Origin of the sequence: Streptomyces sp. NRRL B-1347, assembly GCF_000720325.1 — a bacterium.
In the GTDB taxonomy this organism is placed as follows: Bacteria; Actinomycetota; Actinomycetes; order Streptomycetales; family Streptomycetaceae; genus Streptomyces.
Window position 1 is genome coordinate 1 of the sequence record NZ_JOJM01000077.1, and the last position, 19,745, is coordinate 19,745.

16 protein-coding genes and 1 pseudogene are annotated in these 19,745 nt (G+C 73.9%); 8 read left to right on the forward strand and 9 right to left on the reverse strand.

Features of this window, described 5'->3' with window-relative positions; translation table 11 throughout:
- The first annotated feature begins 135 nt into the window (after positions 1-135).
- Complete coding sequence (locus tag IG74_RS0138470; RefSeq protein ID WP_030687015.1) at positions 136-795, forward strand: maleylpyruvate isomerase family mycothiol-dependent enzyme; 660 nt, start codon at positions 136-138, stop codon at positions 793-795.
- Positions 796-831: 36 nt separating this feature from the next.
- Here the strand turns inward: IG74_RS0138470 and IG74_RS0138475 are convergent, their stop codons facing one another.
- Complete coding sequence (locus IG74_RS0138475; protein ID WP_030687018.1) at positions 832-1,761, reverse strand: hypothetical protein; 930 nt, start codon at positions 1,759-1,761, stop codon at positions 832-834.
- Between the two features lie 185 nt (positions 1,762-1,946).
- Between IG74_RS0138475 and IG74_RS46650 the strand changes: the two are divergent.
- Positions 1,947-3,983: pseudogene (locus tag IG74_RS46650) on the forward strand (heavy metal translocating P-type ATPase).
- A gap of 166 nt (positions 3,984-4,149) precedes the next feature.
- Entirely contained in the window at positions 4,150-4,839 is a 690-nt protein-coding gene (locus IG74_RS0138485; protein WP_030687020.1) for a copper homeostasis protein CutC, read from the forward strand.
- A gap of 42 nt (positions 4,840-4,881) precedes the next feature.
- On the opposite strand, the gene IG74_RS0138490 is transcribed toward IG74_RS0138485, so the two are convergent.
- On the reverse strand, positions 4,882-6,930 hold the full coding sequence (locus IG74_RS0138490; protein ID WP_030687023.1) for a HelD family protein: 2,049 nt from the start codon (positions 6,928-6,930) through the stop codon (positions 4,882-4,884).
- A 325-nt stretch (positions 6,931-7,255) separates the two neighbouring features.
- Here IG74_RS0138490 and IG74_RS0138495 point away from each other — a divergent pair, with 325 nt between their 5' ends.
- Positions 7,256-7,471, forward strand: coding sequence for a hypothetical protein (locus IG74_RS0138495; RefSeq protein ID WP_030687026.1), 216 nt, complete (start codon positions 7,256-7,258; stop codon positions 7,469-7,471).
- 118 nt (positions 7,472-7,589) lie between these two features.
- On the opposite strand, the gene IG74_RS0138500 is transcribed toward IG74_RS0138495, so the two are convergent.
- On the reverse strand, positions 7,590-9,230 hold the full coding sequence (locus tag IG74_RS0138500) for a DNA repair helicase XPB (RefSeq protein ID WP_030687027.1): 1,641 nt from the start codon (positions 9,228-9,230) through the stop codon (positions 7,590-7,592).
- 112 nt (positions 9,231-9,342) lie between these two features.
- Positions 9,343-10,257: a GDSL-type esterase/lipase family protein gene (locus IG74_RS0138505; protein ID WP_030687030.1), complete on the reverse strand. Its 915-nt coding sequence runs from the start codon at positions 10,255-10,257 to the stop codon at positions 9,343-9,345.
- Positions 10,258-10,416: 159 nt separating this feature from the next.
- Between IG74_RS0138505 and IG74_RS0138510 the strand changes: the two genes are divergently transcribed.
- Together IG74_RS0138510 and IG74_RS0138515 are read left to right on the forward strand one after the other, a co-directional pair.
- A complete protein-coding gene (locus IG74_RS0138510) occupies positions 10,417-12,861 on the forward strand; it encodes a helicase-associated domain-containing protein (protein ID WP_030687032.1) in 2,445 nt (814 codons plus the stop codon).
- A gap of 142 nt (positions 12,862-13,003) precedes the next feature.
- Positions 13,004-14,161 (forward strand): hypothetical protein, encoded by a 1,158-nt coding sequence (locus tag IG74_RS0138515; protein ID WP_030687034.1) that lies wholly within the window; start codon positions 13,004-13,006, stop codon positions 14,159-14,161.
- A gap of 48 nt (positions 14,162-14,209) precedes the next feature.
- Here the strand turns inward: IG74_RS0138515 and IG74_RS0138520 are convergent, their stop codons facing one another.
- Genes IG74_RS0138520 through IG74_RS0138535 form a run of 4 tightly spaced genes read right to left on the reverse strand, consistent with a single transcriptional unit; the run spans position 14,210 to position 18,124 of the window.
- Positions 14,210-15,181 (reverse strand): ABC transporter substrate-binding protein, encoded by a 972-nt coding sequence (locus IG74_RS0138520; RefSeq protein ID WP_030687037.1) that lies wholly within the window; start codon positions 15,179-15,181, stop codon positions 14,210-14,212.
- Positions 15,178-16,029, reverse strand: coding sequence for an ABC transporter ATP-binding protein (locus IG74_RS0138525; RefSeq protein WP_030687039.1), 852 nt, complete (start codon positions 16,027-16,029; stop codon positions 15,178-15,180). The genes IG74_RS0138520 and IG74_RS0138525 overlap by 4 nt, the downstream gene beginning before the upstream one ends.
- Positions 16,026-17,114, reverse strand: a complete 1,089-nt coding sequence (locus IG74_RS0138530; RefSeq protein WP_037826799.1) for a FecCD family ABC transporter permease — start codon at positions 17,112-17,114, stop codon at positions 16,026-16,028. The genes IG74_RS0138525 and IG74_RS0138530 overlap by 4 nt, the downstream gene beginning before the upstream one ends.
- A gap of 11 nt (positions 17,115-17,125) precedes the next feature.
- On the reverse strand, positions 17,126-18,124 hold the full coding sequence (locus tag IG74_RS0138535; protein ID WP_030687043.1) for a FecCD family ABC transporter permease: 999 nt from the start codon (positions 18,122-18,124) through the stop codon (positions 17,126-17,128).
- Positions 18,125-18,227: 103 nt separating this feature from the next.
- Between IG74_RS0138535 and IG74_RS0138540 the strand changes: the two genes are divergently transcribed.
- Entirely contained in the window at positions 18,228-18,893 is a 666-nt protein-coding gene (locus IG74_RS0138540) for an HAD family hydrolase (protein WP_051856300.1), read from the forward strand.
- On the opposite strand, the gene IG74_RS50110 is transcribed toward IG74_RS0138540, so the two are convergent.
- Positions 18,857-19,120, reverse strand: coding sequence for a hypothetical protein (locus IG74_RS50110; protein WP_078869431.1), 264 nt, complete (start codon positions 19,118-19,120; stop codon positions 18,857-18,859). The two genes, IG74_RS0138540 and IG74_RS50110, sit on opposite strands and share 37 nt — an antisense overlap.
- Positions 19,121-19,330: 210 nt before the next feature.
- Here IG74_RS50110 and IG74_RS54495 point away from each other — a divergent pair, with 210 nt between their 5' ends.
- Positions 19,331-19,714, forward strand: coding sequence for a cold-shock protein (locus tag IG74_RS54495; protein WP_030363393.1), 384 nt, complete (start codon positions 19,331-19,333; stop codon positions 19,712-19,714).
- The last annotated feature ends 31 nt before the right edge of the window (positions 19,715-19,745 follow it).

Below are 19,745 nucleotides of genomic sequence, written 5' to 3' on the forward strand. Positions count from 1 at the left end.
GGGTGGGACCACCCGGTTCTGCTTAGTGGCACGGGGTGGAGTTGAGGCCGTTCGGCGTGGGAGGGCGGGAGGGTGGGGGGAAGCGGAGCCGGGGCGTTGCCAAGCGGGGCCCGGGGCTGTTGGGTGGCCCGCATGATGAGCGAGCCCTCCACGCCCCGTACCGCGCCCGGCCGACTCCTGCGTACCGAACGAGACACCCTCATACCCCTGTTGCGCACCGCGGAGGCCACCGCCTTCGAAGCCCCGACCTGCTGCCCCGGCTGGACGGTCCGCCACGTGCTCGCCCACTGCGCCGCCGCGCTGACCCGCGTGATCGAGAGCCGGTTCGACGAGGGCGTGTTCACCGCGGAGGGCAACGACAGGGACATCGCCGAGCGCGCGGACTGGCCCGTCTCGCGCATCGTGGACGAGCTGGAGCACGGCATGACGAACGCGGGCGCCGCGATCGCCGCGGCCAAGGGCCTGTTCGACGGGGTCGCGCTCGGCGAGTGGGTGCACGCGGGCGACGTACGGGACGCGTGGGGGCTGCCCGGCGCCTACGGCGGCGCGGGACTCGATGACGCGCTGCCGCTGCTGGCGGCGTACAGCAAGCAGCGGTCGGCGCTGCCGCTGCACGCCGACGTCGACGGCCTGGACGAGCCGCTGATCCTCGGCGTGAACGACGGCAGCCGCCCGCCCGCGCGGTACATCGGGGACGCCCCGACGCTGATCCGGCTCTACGCGGGGCGTCCGCTGGGGGACGCCCGGTTCGAGCTGGCGGGCGCGACGGCGGGCGAGCTGACCGTCTTCGGCTGAGTCGGATGGGTCGGCGAGCGGGGCGCCGGGCCGTCGTCAGTGCCCGTGGCCCTGCCCGTCCGCGGCGCCGCCGCCCGCGCCCACCCGCAGGGTGAAGGGGGCCGTCCGCACCTTCCCCTCGTGCCGGAAGTCCAGGAACAGCCGGTACGTGCCCGCGCTCGGCGCCGTCGCCGTGAAGGAGACCTCGGGCCCCGGCTCCGTGGTGGCGTCGCCGGGTTCGCCGTTGGGGTGGACGTGGAGGTAGGCGAGGTCTCCGGAGCGCAGCGCGACCAGGTGGCCGTACGCGCCCAGATACGGCTGGAGGTCGGTGACGGGCTTGCCCCGGCGCGTGACGCGCAGGGTCAGCTCGCCGGGCTCGCCGGGGGTCAGCGCGCCGTCCAGACGCACCTCGTAGCCGCCCGCGACCTTCGTCGTGGACGACGGCGCGAGCGTGGGCGCGGGCGCGTACGCGCCCGTGACTGCCAGGTCCGCGCCGAGGGTCACCTTCTCCTTCGCCCGCTCGGGCCTGAAGTCCGCGAAGACGCGGTAGTCCCCGGCCTCGGGCAGGGTCGCGGGGACCGACCAGGTGCCGTCGGCGGCCCGGACGGGGTGCAGGTGGCGGTACGTCGTCAGGTCGCGTGAGGCGACGATCAGGTGCAGCTCCTTGCCGTGGTCCCGGGTGTACTGGGTCACGGGCCGGCCCGAGTCCGACTTCAGGATCCGGAAGCGCAGGTCGGTGCGGTCGCCCGCCTCCGCGCGCGGCGTCCGCAGGTCAAGGGCGTAGCCGTCGGCGACGATCTGGAGGCCTCCTGGGGTGTGGTCCCCGTCCGCGCCGCGCTTCTCTTGCTTGGCGCGCCGCTCGCCGTGGTCCTCGGTGTGGGCGACCGGCTTGCCCACCGTGTCGACGCTCGCGCCCACCGCGTACGTGGTGCCGAACGTCGCCGCGACGGCCGCGGCGAAGGCGGTGATCTTGAGTCCGGTGTTCATGGCGTCGGCTCCTCGTGAGTGGGTGTGAGGGGGTCCCTCGACTCCTCTCGACAATACCCCTGGGGGGTATGAAGTCAAGTTGCGATCTCCCTTGCGTTCGATACCCCCCAGGGGTATAAATGATCCTCGTCAGGCATACCGGCCCCGGGTACCCGTGGCAGATCGCGGCACGAGGAGCAGAGGACATGTCCACTACGCAGGTAGAACTCTCCATCGGCGGCATGACCTGCGCCTCCTGCGCGGCCCGCATCGAGAAGAAGCTGAACCGCATGGACGGCGTCGAGGCGACCGTCAACTACGCCACGGAGAAGGCGAAGGTGAGCTTCGAGGGCGACGGCCTCGCCGTCGCGGATCTGATCGCCACCGTGGAGGCCACCGGGTACACCGCCCAGGAACCCGTACCGCCCCGCACGGAGAAGGGGGGAGGGGAAGAGCCGGACGCCGAGGACGAGAACGCCGCGCTGCGGCCGCTGCGGCAGCGCCTTGTCGCCGCCGTGCTGCTGTCCGTGCCCGTCATCGCGATGGCGATGGTCCCGGCGCTCCAGTTCGAGTACTGGCAGTGGCTGTCCCTGACGCTCGCCGCGCCCGTGGTGACGTATGCCGCCTGGCCCTTCCACCGGGCGGCGGTCACCAACGCGCGGCACGGCGCGGCCACGATGGACACGCTGATCTCGGTCGGTACGTCGGCGGCGTTCCTGTGGTCGCTGTGGGCGCTGTTCTTCGGCTCGGCCGGGGAGCCGGGCATGACGCACGCCTTCGAGCTGACCATCGAGCGCACCGACGGCGCGGGGAACATCTATCTGGAGGCCGCGGCCGGCGTCACCGCGTTCATCCTCGCCGGGCGGTACTTCGAGGCCCGCTCGAAGCGCAAGGCGGGGGCCGCCCTGAAGGCGCTGCTCGAACTGGGCGCCAAGGACGTGACCGTGCTGCGAAATGGCCTTGAAGAGACCATTCCTGTGGGTGAGTTGAAGGTCGGGGACCGGTTCCTGGTGCGGCCCGGCGAGAAGATCGCCACCGACGGGCGCGTCGTCGAGGGCGCATCCGCCGTGGACGCCTCCATGCTCACCGGCGAGTCCGTGCCCGTGGAGGTCGCCGAGGGCGACGCCGTCACCGGAGCGACCCTGAACGCGGGCGGGCGGCTCGTCGTCGAGGCGACCCGGGTCGGCTCCGACACCCAGCTGTCCCGGATGGCCAAGCTCGTCGAGGACGCGCAGAACGGCAAGGCCGCCCGCCGCGTTCACGGCCGCCGTGGCCGTCCTGATCATCGCCTGCCCGTGCGCCCTCGGGCTCGCCACGCCCACCGCCCTGATGGTCGGCACCGGCCGCGCCTCGCCGCGCACGTCGCCGACGGCACCGACGAGACGGACGTACTGCGGCTCGCGGGCGCCCTGGAGCACGCCTCCGAGCACCCGATCGCGCAGGCCGTGGCCGCCGGGGCGGCCGCGAAGGTGGGCGCGCTGCCCACGCCCGAGGGCTTCGCGAACGTCGCCGGGCTCGGCGTGCAGGGCGTCGTCGAGGGCCACGCGGTCCTCGTGGGCCGCGAGCAGCTCCTCGCCGAGTGGGTCATCCACCTGCCCGAGGGCCTGAAGAAGGCCAAGGCCGAGGCCGAGGCGGCGGGCCGTACCGCCATCGCGGTCGCCTGGGACGGCGAGGCGCGGGCCGTGCTCGAAGTGGCCGACGCGGTGAAGGAGACCAGCCCGGAGGCCATCCGCCGGCTTCGCGAGCTCGGCCTCACGCCGATCCTCCTGACCGGTGACAACAAGGCCGTGGCCGAGGCCGTCGCCGCCGAGGTGGGCATCGCCCCCGAGCACGTCATCGCCGAGGTGCTGCCCCAGGACAAGGTCGACGTGGTCAAGCGCCTTCAGGGCGAGGGGCGTTCGGTGGCCATGGTCGGCGACGGCGTCAACGACGCGGCCGCCCTCGCCCAGGCCGACCTGGGGCTCGCGATGGGCACCGGCACGGACGCCGCGATCGAGGCGGGCGACCTCACGCTCGTCCGCGGTGACCTGCGCGCCGCCGCCGACGCGATCCGGCTCTCGCGCAAGACCCTCGGCACCATCAAGTCCAACCTCTTCTGGGCCTTCGCCTACAACGTGGCGGCGCTGCCGCTGGCCGCCGCGGGTCTGCTCAACCCGATGATCGCGGGCGCGGCCATGGCCTTCTCCTCGGTGTTCGTGGTCGGCAACAGCCTGCGGCTGCGCGGTTTCCAGCCACTGAGCTGAGCCATCCGAGCCCTTGTGGCTTGATCACCCCGGTGCGCCTCCGATGCGCGCCGGGGTGATCTGCGCGTACCCTGGTAATTGGACTAGACCTGTGTTTCTGTGGTGCGGCCGCCGACGCGACGTCGGGCGGCTCCTGCACCCCCAGAAGGCCAGAAGGAAGGCACCCATGAGCAAGCGCGCACTCCTGGAGGTGATCGCCCTCGACGCCGAGGACGCGATCGCCGCCCAGGCCGGAGGTGCGGACCGGCTGGAACTGGTCTCCGACATGGCCGCCGACGGCCTCACGCCGTCCCGCGCGGACTTCGCCGCGATCCGTGCCGCCGTGGACATCCCCCTGCGCGTCATGCTGCGCGTCGCCGACGGGTTCGCGGCGGGAGACGTCAGCGAGCTGGTGCGCAGCGCGCGCGAGCTGCGCGCCGAGGGCGCCGACGAGTTCGTCCTCGGCTTCCTCGACGAGGCGGGCGGGCCCGACCTGGCCGCCGTCGAGGCCATCGTCGACGCGCTCGACGGCTGCCGCTGGACCTTCCACCGCGCGATCGACCGGGCCGCCGACCGCGACGCCCTGCGCAAGCAGCTCGCGGACCTTCCCGGGCTCGACACGTACCTCACGGCGGGGGCCGCGGGCGGGGTCGACGAGGGGCTGCCCACGCTCGTGGGCGAGGCCGCGCGGTCCGGGGAGCCCGGGTACGAGCCGCGGATCCTCGTCGGCGGCGGGCTCCGCCTCGAACACCTCGCGCGGCTGAAGTCGGCGGGGCTCGACTCCTTCCACATCGGCGGCGCCGCCAGGCCCCACGGGTGGGACCGCCCCCTCTCGGCCGAGTCCGTGGCGACCTGGCGCGAGGCCGTCGACGACTGAGCCCCTCCCGCTGCCTGCGCCGGCCACCCGGCCCCGTGGGGCCTAGCCCAAGGCCGGGGGCAGTGGGGAGGCGTGGAGGATCGTGAGGCCCGAGACCGCTCGGGTCAGGGCCACGTACAGGCGTCGCAGGCCGGTGCGTTCGTCGGGCTCGCCGTCCACCACGGCGGCGGGCTCGTCCAGGACCACGTAGTCGTACTCAAGGCCCTTGGCCAGCGAGGCGGGCACCAGGGTGAGCCGGGCCTCGGCGGTGGTCTCCTCGCCGGGGGCGAGGTGGGGGACGCCCGCCGCGTCCAGGGCCGCGGCGAGCGCGGCGATCCGCGCGTCCGCCGCGATCAGCCCGACGGACCCCTCCCGCCGCAGCGACTCCGCGCACGCGTCGAGCACCGCCGCGTCCAGGCCGTCGCCCCCGACCTCGCGCACCGCGAGCGACCCCGGCGACTCACGTACCGACGCGACCTCGGTCAGGCCGGGCGCGATCGCGGGCAGCAGCCGCGACGCGTACGCGATGACCTCGCGCGGCACGCGGAAACCGGCGGTCAGCTCCTCCACCACCGCGTCGTCCTTGCCCAGGTGGCCGAGCGCGTCGGCCCACGTCGGCGTCGCCCAGGGCGTGGTGCCCTGCGCCAGGTCGCCGAGGACGGTGACCGAGCCGGTCGTGCAGCGCCGCCCCACCGCGCGGTACTGCATGGGCGACAGGTCCTGCGCCTCGTCGAGGACCACGTGGCCGAGGGAGTGGGTGCGGGTGACGAGGTCGGTCGCCTCGTCGATCAACACCGCGTCCGCGGCGGACCACTTGGTGCTCTTCGGCGTCCGCGCGGGCTTCGCCCACAGGATCGCCTTCTGCTCCTCGCCGGTGAGGACGCCCTCGGCGTGCGCGGCGAGGAACTCCGCGTCGGCGAGCAGCCGGTGCACCAGCTTCGCCGGGTCGACCGGCGGCCAGATCGCCTTGACGGCGGCCTTCACCGCCGCGTTGCGGGCCACCGCGTCCTGCACGCGGTCGTCGGGCGCCTCGCCCGAGCGCTCCATCTGCACGAGCACGGCGTGCGCGATCCGCTGCGGCAGCGCCTCGCGCGCGGCCCCGTAGCGCATGTCGCGGGCCTGCAACTCCCGCACGATGTCGTCCAGTTCGTACGACGGTACGCGCCAGCGCCGGGAGCCGCGGACCACCACGACGCCCTCGGCGGGCGGCGTGACGTGCGAGCGCACCGCGCGCCGCAGCACCTCGGCCATGCGGGCGTCGCCCTTGACGAGCGCGGCGGTCGCGTCGTCCGCGCCCCGCACCTCCACGTGCGCCACCAGGTCGTCGACGGTGGCCTGCTTGACCTCCAACTCGCCGAGCGCGGGCAGGACCTGCTCGATGTAGTGCAGGAAGGAGCGGTTCGGCCCGATGACCAGGGTGCCGGTGCGGGCGAGCCGCTCGCGGTGCGCGTACAGGAGGTAGGCGACGCGGTGCAGGCCGACGGCGGTCTTCCCGGTGCCGGGGCCGCCCTGCACGCACACGGAACCGGCGAGCCCGCTGCGGACGATCTCGTCCTGTTCCGGCTGGATCGTCGCCACGATGTCGCGCATGGGGCCCACGCGCGGCCGCTCGATCTCCGCCTGGAGCAGCTTGCTGACCTGCTCGGCCTCGGTCGCGTCCGTCAGGTGCTCGTCCTCGTACGCGGTCAGGTCGCCGCCGGTGTACCCGAAGCGGCGGCGCAGCGTGACGTCCATCGGGTCCTTCTTGGAGGCCCGGTAGAACGGCTGCGACACCGGCGCGCGCCAGTCGATGACCATGGGGTCGCCCTCGGCGTCGTGCACGTGCCGCCGCCCGATATAGAAGCGCTCGCCCTCGGCGCCTTCCGCCTGCTCGGCTCCCGGCGCGTGCGCGTAGTCGAGCCGTCCGAAGAACAGCGGCGTGTGCGAGAGGTCCGCGAGGGCCTTGATCCGGTCGTCGATCTGCCCCTGCAGGACTTCGGCGTTGACCCAGTTCGCGGTGACGTCGCGGATGTCCAGGGCCTCGACGTCCTCCCGCATGGCGCGCAGCGCGGCGCGCGAGGACGTCAGATGGGCCCGCTCGCGGGCGAGGGGGTCGGCGGATACGGCGTTCACGGGGTTGCCTCCGGGTACGGACGTTCGCGGTGCGTGGCTCAGGGCCGCCGGTTTCCGACCGGGCGGCGGCGCTCCGTGGGCGGGAGGCGGGGGAAGGAGGCATCCTAAGCGAGCGTCCCGTGGCCGCACCAACGATTTTCCCGGCCGCGCCGCCCGTCCCGGCCCTGGTCCGGAAGCCGAACCCCGAGTCATCCCTGAGGCCGTCCTCAGGGTCGCCGTCCATCCGAAGGCGTACAGGGCGCGGTACTGGAGTCCTACCGGCGGACGCGGGCGGTTAGCCCCGCAGGCCGATGTGTGCGGATGCCCGGGAACCGACCATGGATACATGAGCAGCGCAGTCATCACCCCCGCGTCCCTGTCCGCCCCGTCGGTCACGTCGGCCGGCCCCCGCCGCGCCGACGGCGCGACCGCCGCTTCCGAGACCCACCGCCCGCACCGCGTCGGCGACGCCCTGCGCGCCGCGAAGGTCTTCATGGGCGCCGTCGTCGGCGTCGTCGTCCTCGGCGAGTACGCAGAAGAAGCAGGCGTCCACCGCCGCTGACGCCCGCTCCCTGCACCCGCCCGAGCCGGGCCTCTTCAAGCCTGTCCGGCGTTTGAGGACGAGGCGCGGAGCGCCGAAAAAAGGGGGGCAGGGGCGAAGCCCCGGCCGGCCCCGCTGCTCACTCCGCGAGCAGCGACTCCGCGTCCATGATGCGGTAGGCGTACCCCTGCTCCGCCAGGAACCGCTGGCGGTGCGCCGCGAAGTCCTGGTCGATGGTGTCGCGCGCGACCACGGAGTAGAAGTGGGCCTGGTGGCCGTCGGCCTTCGGGCGCAGCACGCGGCCCAGGCGCTGGGCCTCCTCCTGCCGTGAGCCGAAGGTGCCCGACACCTGGATGGCGACGGTCGCCTCCGGCAGGTCGATGGAGAAGTTGGCGACCTTGGACACCACGAGCACGGAGATCTCGCCCTCGCGGAAGGCGTCGAAGAGCTTCTCGCGCTGCGCGTTCGACGTCTCGCCCTTGATGACCGGCGCGTTCAGGTGCTCGCCCAACTCGTCGAGCTGGTCGATGTACTGGCCGATGACAAGGATCTGCTGGCCCGCGAACTTCCGGACGATCGCCTCCGTCACCTTCCGCTTGGTGGCCGTCGTCGCACAGAAGCGGTACTTCTCCTCGGCCTCCGCGGTGGCGTAGGCGAGGCGCTCGCTGTCGGTGAGGTTGACCCGCACCTCCACGCAGTCGGCGGGCGCGATGTACCCCTGTGCCTCGATCTCCTTCCACGGCGCGTCGAAGCGCTTGGGCCCGATGAGCGAGAACACGTCCGACTCGCGGCCGTCCTCGCGGACAAGCGTCGCGGTGAGCCCGAGGCGGCGGCGCGCCTGGAGGTCGGCGGTGAACTTGAAGACGGGCGCGGGCAGCAGGTGCACCTCGTCGTAGAGGATGAGGCCCCAGTCGCGGGAGTCGAAGAGCTCCAGGTGCGGGTAGATGCCCTTCCGCTTGGTCGTCAGGACCTGGTACGTGGCGATCGTGACGGGCCGGATCTCCTTCTTCGTACCGCTGTACTCGCCGATCTCCTCCTCGGTGAGGGAGGTGCGCTTGATCAGCTCGTGCTTCCACTGGCGGGCGGAGACGGTGTTCGTGACGAGGATCAGCGTGGTCGCCTTCGCCTCGGCCATGGCGCCCGCGCCGACGAGGGTCTTGCCCGCGCCGCAGGGGAGTACGACGACGCCGCTGCCGCCGTGCCAGAAGCCCTCGACGGCCTGGCGCTGGTAGGGGCGGAGCGCCCAGCCGTCCTCGTTCAGGTCGATCTTGTGGGCCTCGCCGTCGACGTACCCGGCGAGGTCCTCGGCGGGCCAGCCCAGCTTGAGCAGCGTCTGCTTGATCTGGCCGCGCTCGGAGGGGTGCACGACGACCGTGTCCGGGTCGACGCGGGCGCCCACCAGCGGCTGGACCTTCTTCGACCGCAGGATCTCCTCGAGGACCGGCCGGTCGGTGCTCGTGAGCACCAGACCGTGCGTCGGGTGCTTGCTGAGCGTGAGGCGGCCGTAGCGGGCCATGGTCTCGGCGACGTCGACGAGCAGCGCGTGCGGCACCGGGTACCGCGAGAACTCCACGAGGGCGTCCACGACCTGCTCGGCGTCGTGCCCCGCCGCTCGCGCGTTCCACAGCCCGAGCGGGGTCACGCGGTACGTGTGGATGTGCTCCGGGGCGCGTTCCAGCTCCGCGAACGACGCGATGGCACGGCGGCACGCGTCGGCCCGCTCGTGGTCGACCTCCAACAGGAGTGTCTTGTCCGACTGGACGATGAGGGGTCCATTCACGGTCCGGGCCCTTTCGCTTGCGATCACTGCCGGAGATCAGCCGGGCGGCCAAACCTCCAGTGTGCCGCATGGCGCCCCGCCGCCGGGGCGCCGCGAACGGCCGGTGCCGGGCTCAGCCGGTGGCGGCGGCCAGGTGGACCGAGAGGATCTTGTGGCCCTCGGGGCCGGGGTGCAGGCCGTCGGTGAGGAGGTCAGGGCGGTCGCGCAGGGGCTCCCACAGGTCGAGGAAGTCCGTGTGGTGCCCGGCGCACCAGGCGCGGAGGCGCTCGCGCAGGTCCAGGGCGCGGGCCTCGGTGAAGCACAGGCCGTCGTAGTCCGCGGTGCGGCTCTCGTCGAGCCAGATCGGGCCCGCGACGACGAGCCGGGCGTTGTGGGCGTGGGCCGCGGCGGCCAGCGCGTCGAGGTGGCCGGCGACGCGGTCCGGGCCGCCGGGTACGGCGGAGTCGTTGATGCCCGCGGCGACCAGGAGCGTGTCGGGCAGGCGCGGCCCCAGGAGCGCGGGCGTCTGCTCGGCGACGTCGGCGAGGGTGCTGCCGGGGATGGCCAGGTTGAAGACCCGGTGGCCGGTCTCGGCCGCGGCGATGTGGGCGGACGCCAGGTGCGCGGCCCAGCCGCCGTACGGGTCGCAGCGGCCGTAGGCGATGCTGTCGCCGACGATCACGATGCGCGCCGCCGGGCGCAGCGGCCGCGCGTCCAGGTACGCCCAGGCGCTCTCCCCGGAGGAGAGCAGGACCCACCGCCGCACGTAGTCGTCCACCTCGTACGCGTCGGCCGCCGCGAGGTCCGCGTCGGTCAGCCGGAGCACCGCGCCCTCGACCGCGGCGCCGATGCGGCGCTCCAGGGTCAGGTGCACGTCCAGGCCGCTGGTGGCGATGACGTCCGGGTCGGTGATGGCCAGCGGGCGGGTCGCGTACCCGGCGAGGGCGGCGGGCGAGCTCGGCACGGCCCCGCCGAACAGGGTCGTCTGGACGCGCTCGTCCAGGAGCGTGCCGAAGGAGAACAGGGCGTGCGGGCGGTACTCGGACACCGGAAGGGCCATTGCCTTTCAGAAAGGAACGATCAAGCCACCCTAATGTCCGGTCGTGACCGCGGGCCGACTGCGCGGGCGCGCGACCCCCCGCCCCGCGCGGGGGCGCGTACGGCACGGCACACCGGCGCCCGCCGGTGACCCGCTACCGTTGCCAGGATGAGCACCCCGGACGCCCCCCGTTCCCTTGCGGAAGCCCTCCGGGCGAGCGACGACGCGACGCTCGTCGCGCTGTTGCGATCCCGGCCCGACCTCGTCAGCCCCGTGCCGAACGACCTGACGCAGCTGGCCACCCGCGCGGGCACGCGGGCTTCGGTGGTACGCGCCCTCGAGCGCCTCGACCGCTTCGCGCAGCAGGTCGCCGAGGCCCTCGCCGTGGCCTCGGAACCGGCGTCCTACGAGGAGTTGGCGGGGCTGCTCGCGCCCGCGCCCGGCGAGGCGGTGGACCGGGCCCTGACGACGCTGCGCAGACAGGCGCTCGTCTGGGGCACGGAGAGTCGGCTCCGCCTGGTGCGCACCGCGCGCGAGCTGCTCGCGCCCGCGCCGCAGCGGCCCTCGCCCACGGGGCTCGGCCCGACGGTCGCGGAGGCCACGGCGGGCATGTCGCCGGGCCGGGTGCAGAGCGTCGTCGCGGCCGCGGGGCTCGCGTCCACGCACGACGCGGTGTCGGCCGTGGAGTCCCTCACGGAGCTCTTCACCGACCAGACGCGGATGTCCCAACTGCTCGACGGGGCGCCCGCCGAGTCCGTCGAGGTCCTGTCCCGGCTCGTGTGGGGCCCGCCGTACGGGCAGGTCACCGCCGACCCGGCGCCCCATCTGCGCTGGCTGCTCGACCGCGGCCTGCTGCTCCCGACCGCGCCGGGCACGGTGGTGCTGCCCCGGGAGGCCGCGCTGCACCTGCGCGGGGGCCGCGCGCACCGCGTCCTGGAGCCCGTGCCCCCGGTGGTGGAGGTCGCGCGCGAACACCGTCCACAGGTTGTGGACGCGACGGCGGCGGGGCAGGCCTACACCGCGCTCGCCACCGTCGAGGAGCTGCTCAAGGACTGGGACGAGGGCGGCCCCGCCGTCCTGCGCGCGGGCGGCCTGAGCGTGCGCGACCTCAAGCGGACCGCCGTCGCCCTGGACGCGGCCGAGCCCCAGGCCGCGTTCTGGGTCGAACTCGCCTACGCCGCGGGCCTGCTGGCCGCCGACGGCGAGGCCGACGAGCGCTACGCCGCGACCCCCGCCTACGACAGCTGGCAGGAGCTGCCCGCCGCCCAGCGGTGGGCGCGGCTCGCCACCGCCTGGTACGAGGCCACCCGCACCCCCGGCCTCGTCGGCGGGCGCGACAGCAAGGACCGCACCCTGTCCGCGCTCGGCCCCGGCCTCGACCGCTCCGCCGCGCCCGAGGTGCGCCACCGGGTCCTGGCCCTCCTGGCGGAGCTGCCCGAGGGCGCCGCGCCCGCCGAGGAGTCCGTGCTCGACCGGCTGCGCTGGGAGCGCCCCTCCGGCGGCGGCGCCACCGAACTGCGGGCCCGCCTGGCCCGGTGGACGCTGAGCGAGGCGGAGCTGCTGGGGGTCACCGGGCGCGGGGCGCTCGCCGCCCACGGCCGGGTGCTCCTCGCGGGCGGCGGCGGGCAGCCGTCCGCGCCGGGCGGGGCGCAGCCCGGAGGGGCGCCCGCCGAACGCGCCGCGGCCGCTGCCGAGGCCGCCCGGCGCCTCGCCCCGCTCCTGCCCGACCCCCTCGACCACGTCCTGCTCCAGGCCGACCTCACCGCGGTCGCGCCGGGGCCGCTCCGGCGCCCCCTCGCGGACGCCCTCGCCGTGCTCGCCGACGTGGAGTCCAAGGGCGGCGCCACCGTCTACCGGTTCACCCCCGGCTCCGTGCGCCGCGCGCTCGACGCCGGGCAGAGCGCGTCCGACCTGCACGCCTTCCTCGCCGCGCACTCCCGTACGCCCGTTCCGCAGCCCCTGGCGTACCTCATCGACGACGTGGCCCGCAGACACGGCCACCTGCGCGTGGGCGCCGCCTCCGCGTACGTGCGGTGCGACGACGAGGGCGTGCTCGACGAGATCCTCGCGGACAAGCGGGCCCAGGGCCTTCGCCTGCGGCGCCTCGCGGCCACCGTGCTCGCCGCGCAGGCCGACCCCGGCACGCTCCTCGACGGCCTTCGCGCCATGGGCTTCGCGCCCGCCGCCGAGAGCGCCGAAGGCGACGTCCTGATCACCCGCGCCCACAGCCACCGCACCCCGCCGCGCACCGCCCCCGAGCCGGTGCCCGACGGGCCGCCGCTGCCCGACGCCACCCTCATCGACGCCGCCGTACGCGCCATCCGCGCCGGGGACCTCGCGTCCACCGCGCCGCGCAAGGAGGCACCCGCCGTCACCGGCGACCTGCCCCGCACCACGTCCGCCGAGACCCTCGCGACCATGCAGGCCGCCGTCCTCACCGGCGAGGCCCTCTGGATCGGCTACGTCAACGCCGAAGGCGCCGCGAGCCAGCGCGTCATCGCCCCCGTCCGCGTCGAGGGCGGCTTCGTCACCGCGTACGACCACACGGCGGACGAGGTCCGCACCTACCCGCTGCACCGCGTCACGGGCGTCGCGGAGCTCGCCGACGACTGACGGGAACCGACGAGAACCGACGAGAACCGACGAGAACCGCCGGGAAACCCTCTTCTGAGGGGGCGTCACCGCCGAGGTCACGGCGACGCGGTAACTTCGATGTCCGGGCCCACCTCAACACCGCAGCCCCGGAGGGAACTTCGTGGGGATCGAGAGCGACCAGCTCGTCTTCGACTATCTGAGCCGCGTCGGCGACCTCGCGCAGCAGCGCCAGCTGCCGTCCGGCGCCCGCATGCGGCTCGTCTCCGAACTCCGGGGCGAGATCGAGCGCCGCCGCGCCAAGGCCGCCGACAGCCCCGCCGCGGTGCGGCGCATCCTGGACCGCATCGGCTCCCCGGACGAGCTGGTCACCGCGGCCGCCGACCCCTCGGCCGCGCCCGCCGTGCCCGCCGCGCCCGCGGCGCCCGAGCCCAAGCGCCCGCGCCGCGTGGTGCCGCGCCCGCGCCGCGCCACCGGGGCCGCCGCACCGGCGGGGCCCGCGAGCCCCCCGGCCCCGGAGCCACCGCGTCCCGCCCCGCCGCACCTCGCGGGCACCGATGAACTCGGCGACAGCGCACCGGACCTGGAGCCCGACTGGTGGCGGGTGGAGCGCGTCCCGGAGGAGGGCGCGCACACCGTGCACGGGTTCGTGGGCGGCGTGGAGATCCCCGAGATGCTCCAGCGGCCGCCCACGGACCTGGAGAAGAAGGGGACCGGCGAGGAGCGGGAAACGGGGGAGGAGGACGAGCCCGAGGACGGCGAGGACGCCGAGGAAGGCGAGGAGGAGGCCGCGCCGGAAGAGGCGCCCCGCCGCCGCTTCGGGATACTCCCGCTCCTGACGAAGGGCGCACCGCCCGCCAAGAACCCACCGCCCGCCAAGGGAGCCCCCGCCAAGGAGGCCGCTGCCAAGGAGGCCCCCGACGCGGAGGCCCCCGCCCCGGACGTCTCCGCCGGGGCCGGTGTGCTCGCAGGGGTGCGGTCCCTCCGCAGCCCCCTCCTGCTGCTCGCCGCCCTCGCGCTCGTCGTCGGCGCGGTGATCGGCAACTGGTTCGCGCTCGGCGGCGGTTGGGTCGTCGCCTGGTTCTCGCGCAAGCTCAGCCCGGCCGAGAAGAAGGCCGCGGTGATCGCGGTGCCCGCGCTCACCGTCGCGGGCGGCATCGCCTGGCTGTGGGGCCGCTCGCAGGGCAAGTGGGGCGAGCCCATCGTCAAGGGGCAGATGAACGCGGCGGTCGAGGAGACCTGGCCGTGGGTGGTCCGCGTCGCGGCCGTCGCCTCCGCCCTGTTCCTCGTGTGGCGGTCGCGGCGCGGCAAGCCCGAGTAGCCGCGCGGGCGCCCCGGACCGACTGCCGTACGACGACCGCTGCCTCCCCTACTTCTTCTTCGTCAGGGCCGTCTTCATCTGGTCCAGGATCTGGTCGGCGGCCGTGTAGCCGATGCCCTGGATCCACAGCTCGTCGTCCACGACGTGGACGTTGCCGGACTTGACCGCCTTCATGTTCTTCCACAGGCCGCTGTTCACGGTCTGCGTCTGCTTGGCCTTCTTCGGATCGCCGTACGTCGACTGGAAGATGACGTCCGTGTCGGCGAGGTCGATCTTCTCCGGGCTCACGTCGTACGAGAAGCCGTCCTTGGCCTTCTTGGAGATGGGTGCGCGGCCCAGGCCGACGTCCTTCAGGAGCGTGGCGATGTACGACTGCTCGCCGTAGATGCGGATGTCGGCGCCCTGCACGAAGCGCACCACGTTGACCTCGGTGGCCTTGGCCTTCGCCGGACCGCCGAGCGCCGTCGTGACCTCCTTGGCGTGCGCGTCGTAGGCGGCGACGGTCTTCGTCGCCGCCGCCTTCTTGCCGAGCGCGTCCGCGTGCACCTGGAAGTTCTCCTTCCAGGGGTGCCCCGTGGTCTCCGTCATGACGGTCGGCGCGATCTGCTTCAGCTGGTCGTACTTCGCGCCGTGGCGGATCTTGGAGGTGAGGATCAGGTCCGGCTTGAGCCCGGCGATGGCCTCCATGTTCGGGTTCATCATCTCGCCGACGTCCTTGATGCCCGCGACCTCGCCCTTGGGCAGATAGCCCGGGAAGCCGGTGGCGGCGTCGACGTGCGTGGCGCCGACCGGCTTCACGCCGAGCGTGAGCGCGGAGTCCAGTTCGGCGGTGTCGAGCACGACGACCCGCTCGGGGGCCACGGGCACCTTCACGTCACCCATGGCGGTCTTCACGACGTGCGTCTTGCCCGACCCCGAATCCTTGTCGTCGTCGGACGAACCGCACCCGGCGAGCGCGAGCGCGCCGGTGACGGCGAGGGCGCCCGCGGTACGGAGGCGGCGGCGGGAGCTGCGGGTCATGAGGAGGGCCTTTCGTCGAGGGGCGGCTTCTTGTCTTCCGGGGCCGGGGGACGCCACGGCGTGCCCGGCACCACGAGCGGCGATCCCGTCACCGGGTCGGGGACGACCACGCACTCCAGGCCGAAGACGTCCCGGACGAGCTCCGCGGTGACGACGTCGCGTGGCGCGCCCTCGGCGACCACCCGCCCCTCCTTCATGGCGACGAGGTGGTCGGCGTAGCGGGCGGCCTGGTTCAGATCGTGCAGGACGACGGCGACCGTCCGGCCCCGGTCGTGGTTCAACTGCCGCACCAGGTCGAGGACCTCGACCTGGTGGGAGATGTCCAGATACGTCGTCGGCTCGTCGAGCAGCAGCAGTTCCGTCTCCTGCGCGAGGGCCATCGCGATCCACACGCGCTGCCGCTGCCCGCCCGACAGCTCGTCGACGGGCCGCTCGGCGAGTGCGGTCACGTCGGTGCGCTCCATCGCCTCGGTGACGGCCCGCTCGTCGGCGTCCGACCACTGCTGCCACCACCGCTGGTGCGGCTGGCGGCCGCGCGCCACCAGGTCCGCGACCGTGATGGCCTCGGGCGCGACCGGGGTCTGCGGAAGCAGCCCGATCCGCTGGGCGACGCGCCGCGTCGGCAGCTTCGCGAGCTCCTCGCCGTCGAGCAGGACCGCGCCGCCCTTGGGCTTGAGCAGCCGCCCGAGCGCGCGCAGCGTCGTCGACTTGCCGCAGGCGTTCGGGCCGACGATGACGGTCACCGCGCCGTCGGGGACGGCGAGGTCGAGCGCGTGCACGACCGTACGGTCCTCGTAGGCGAGGGTCAGCTCGCGCGTGGTCAGACGCGCGCCGGCGGGGGCGGTCACGCGGTGCCTCCATTGCGGATGGAACGGCTCCGGATGATGAGCCAGATCAGATAGGGCGCGCCGACGGCGGCGGTGAGCACGCCCACCGGCAGCTCCGTCGGTGAGAAGAGGCGCCGGGCGAGCAGGTCGGCGGTGACGACGACGAGCGCGCCGAGGAGTGCCGAGCTGAGCAGCGGGATCTGCGCGGTGCGGGTCAGGCGCCGGGCGATCTGCGGGGCGAGCAGCGCCACGAAGTCGACGGGCCCCGCGGCCCCGGTCGCCACCGACGCCAGGACGACGCCGAGCAGCACGAGCCCGGTGCGCACCCGGCCGAGCCGCACGCCGAGCGCCGTCGCGGTGTCGTCGTCCATGGCCACGGTCCGCTGGGCGCGGGCCGCCCAGGCCACGAAGGGCAGCAGGACGAGCAGGGTCAGGGCGAGCGGTTCGGCCTCCGGCCAGCCGCGGCCGTTCAGGGATCCCGTCATCCAGATCTGCGCCTGCTGCGCGACGAGGTAGTCGCCCTTCGTCATGAAGAGCGTGGTGACGGACCGCAGGGCGATCGCGCAGCCGATGCCGATCAGCACGAACCGCGTGGCGTGCAGACCGCCGCGCCAGGCGAACACGTACACGAGCAGCGCGGCGGCGAGGCCGCCCGCCACGGACAGATACGGCAGGACCGTGTACGAGGTGAGCCCGAACGTCATCGCGGCGACCGTCACCGCGCTCGCGCCCTGGCTGATCCCGATGATGTCCGGGCTGGCCAGCGGGTTGCGGGCGACGGTCTGGATGAGCGCGCCCGCGACGCCGAAGGCGGCGCCGACGAGCAGGCCCACGGTCATCCGCGGTTCGCGGAGCGTGCCCACGACCAGCTCGTCGGGCGAGGGCCTGCCGAGGACGACCTTCAGGGCCTCGACGGGCTGGACGAAGGTCTCGCCGACGCAGAGGTAGGCGAGGCAGGCGGCCGCGAGGAGCAGCGCGAGGGCGGTGGCCACGACGGTCGCCCTGCGGTGGGCGAGGAAGGTGGCCCGCCGGAAGCGGAGCACGGCGTACCCGGCGGGACGCACGCGCTGCCGCGCGGCGGGGGCGGGACGGGCGGGGCGGTACATGGGCGGCTGCTTCACGCCGCCACCGCCTTCCTGCGGACCAGGGTCACCAGGAACGGGACGCCGATCAGGGCGGTCATCACCCCGGCCGGGACCTCGCTCGGCGGGAAGACGATCCGGCCCACGGTGTCGGAGACGAGCAGCATCACGGGTCCCAGGAGGGCGGCGAGCGGCAGCACCCAGCGGTGGTCGCTGCCGATGACGGCGCGGGCGATGTGCGGGACCGCGAGGCCGATGAAGGCGATGGGCCCGGCGGCGGCGACGCCGACGCCGGTCAGGACGGTGGCGCCGAGGCCGCCCACGACGCGGACGAGGGCGACGTTCTGGCCGAGCCCCTTGGCCACGTCCTCACCGAGCGCGAGGGCATCGAGCCCGCGGGCGACCCAGAGCACGAGCAGCAGCCCGCCGAGCAGGAACGGCCAGGTCTGTTCGACGATCGCGGCCTCGCGCCCGGAGAGCGCGCCGACCTGCCAGAAGCGGAACTCGTCGAGCGCGGAGGCCCGGGTGGTGAGGATGCCCGTGGTGACGGAGACGAGCAGCGCGTTGATCGCGGCGCCGCCGAGCGCGAGTTTCACGGGGGTCGCGCCGCCCCGGCCACTGGCGGCGATCGCGTAGACGGCGACGGCCGCGAGGGCCGCGCCCGCGAAGGCGTACCAGACGTAGCCGGTGAGCGTGTGCGTGCCCGCGTACGCGATGGCGAAGACCACGCCGACCGACGCGCCCTGGCTGATGCCGAGGATGCCGGGGTCGGCGATGGGGTTGCGGGTGATGCCCTGGAGCGCGGTGCCCGCGACGGCGAGCGCGGCGCCGACCATGACGCCGAGGACCGTGCGCGGCACGCGCATCTCGCGGACCACCTCGGCGGCGTCGCTGTGCCCGCCGTGCAGCAGGGCGTCGAGGACCGCGGACGGCGCGATCGCGCGGGCGCCGACGGCGAGGCTGAACAGGACGGCGAGCAGCAGGGCCACGACGGCCGCCATCATCACGGCGGCGCGTCTGGCGTTCACACGCATCGGCTGGCTCGTTTCGCGGGACGGTAGGTAAGGCTTGGCTAAGAAGCATAAGGGGGTCCGTCCGCCCCGCCCGGGCCGCGGGGCCCCCGGCACAATGGGCGCCATGACCTCACGGACTGCACGGACCACCCGGGACGGCGGCGCGCTCACCGTCGGCTTCGACCTCGACATGACCCTGATCGACTCCCGGCCCGGCATTCACGCCTGTTACGTGGCGCTGTCCGAGCGGACCGGTACGCACGTGGACGCGGACCTGGCCGTCACCCGTCTCGGGCCGCCCCTCGAACAGGAGTTGGCCCACTGGTTTCCGGCCACCGAGGTCGCGGCGACGGCGGAGCTCTACCGTGAGATGTATCCCACATACGCGATCGCGGCGACGCCCGCGCTGCCCGGCGCCCGGGCCGCGGTCGACGCGGTGCGCGCGGCGGGCGGCCGCGCGATAGTCGTCACCGCCAAGTACGAGCCGAACGCCAAGCTCCACATCGAGCACCTCGGCATCGCGGCGGACGCCGTGGTCGGCAATCTGTGGGCGGAGCGGAAGGCGCAGGCCCTGCACGAGTACGGCGCGTCCGTGTACGTCGGCGACCACACCGGGGACGTACGCGGGGCGCGTACGGCGGGCGCGCTCTCCGTAGCGGTGGCGACCGGGCCGTGCGACGCAGACGAACTGCGCGCGGCGGGCGCCGACGTCGTACTCGATGATCTGAGCCAGTTCCCGGCCTGGCTCGCCGCTCACGTAGCCGATGGGCCCGCCGCTGACCTGGCCTGACGCCGCTGTGCGGCGACGGAGCGGAACACGCCTGCCCCGGCGATGAGGAAACCCACGCCCATCAGCATGCACACCGCATAGGCCACGGGTGGGAAAGGGTCGCCGCCGAGGAACAGCGGAGCCACCGTGACCAGGGTGGCCACGGCGCCGACGAAGAAAACGATCGCGCCAATCCGTACGAGGCCGTCGCCCGGTCCGGTGGAATTCGCTTGGGTTTTGTCACGCACCGGACCAGGGTAGTTCCCAGCGCGAAGGAAGAAACCGGGGACGTCTTGTCACCGGCCCCGGGACCAATAGTCTTGGTGCCGGCGGGTCGTGCGACCCGCTGTAGTGCTATCCAGAGCCGTTTTCGCCCGGCGGACGGGGACCGGAGGGTCCACGCCGAAGGCGGCGCGGTGCCGCCGATACGACGACTAGTACGAGGACGAGGACTTCACGTGCCTACCGGCAAGGTCAAGTGGTTCAACAGCGAGAAGGGCTTCGGCTTTCTCTCCCGCGACGACGGCGGTGACGTCTTCGTGCATTCCTCCGTACTGCCCGACGGCGTCGACACACTCAAGCCCGGCCAGCGCGTGGAATTCGGCGTGGTCGCCGGACAGCGTGGGGACCAGGCCCTTTCGGTGACGCTTCTCGACCCGACGCCGTCGGTCGCCGCCGCACAGCGCCGCAAGCCGGACGAACTGGCCTCGATCGTCCAGGACCTCACCACCCTCCTGGAGAACATCACCCCCATGCTGGAGAAGGGCCGCTACCCCGACAAGGCCTCGGGCGCGAAGATCGCGGGCCTGCTCAGGGCGGTGGCGGACCAGCTGGACGTGTGACCGCGGGTCCCGTGCGCCGCTCTTCGGCGCT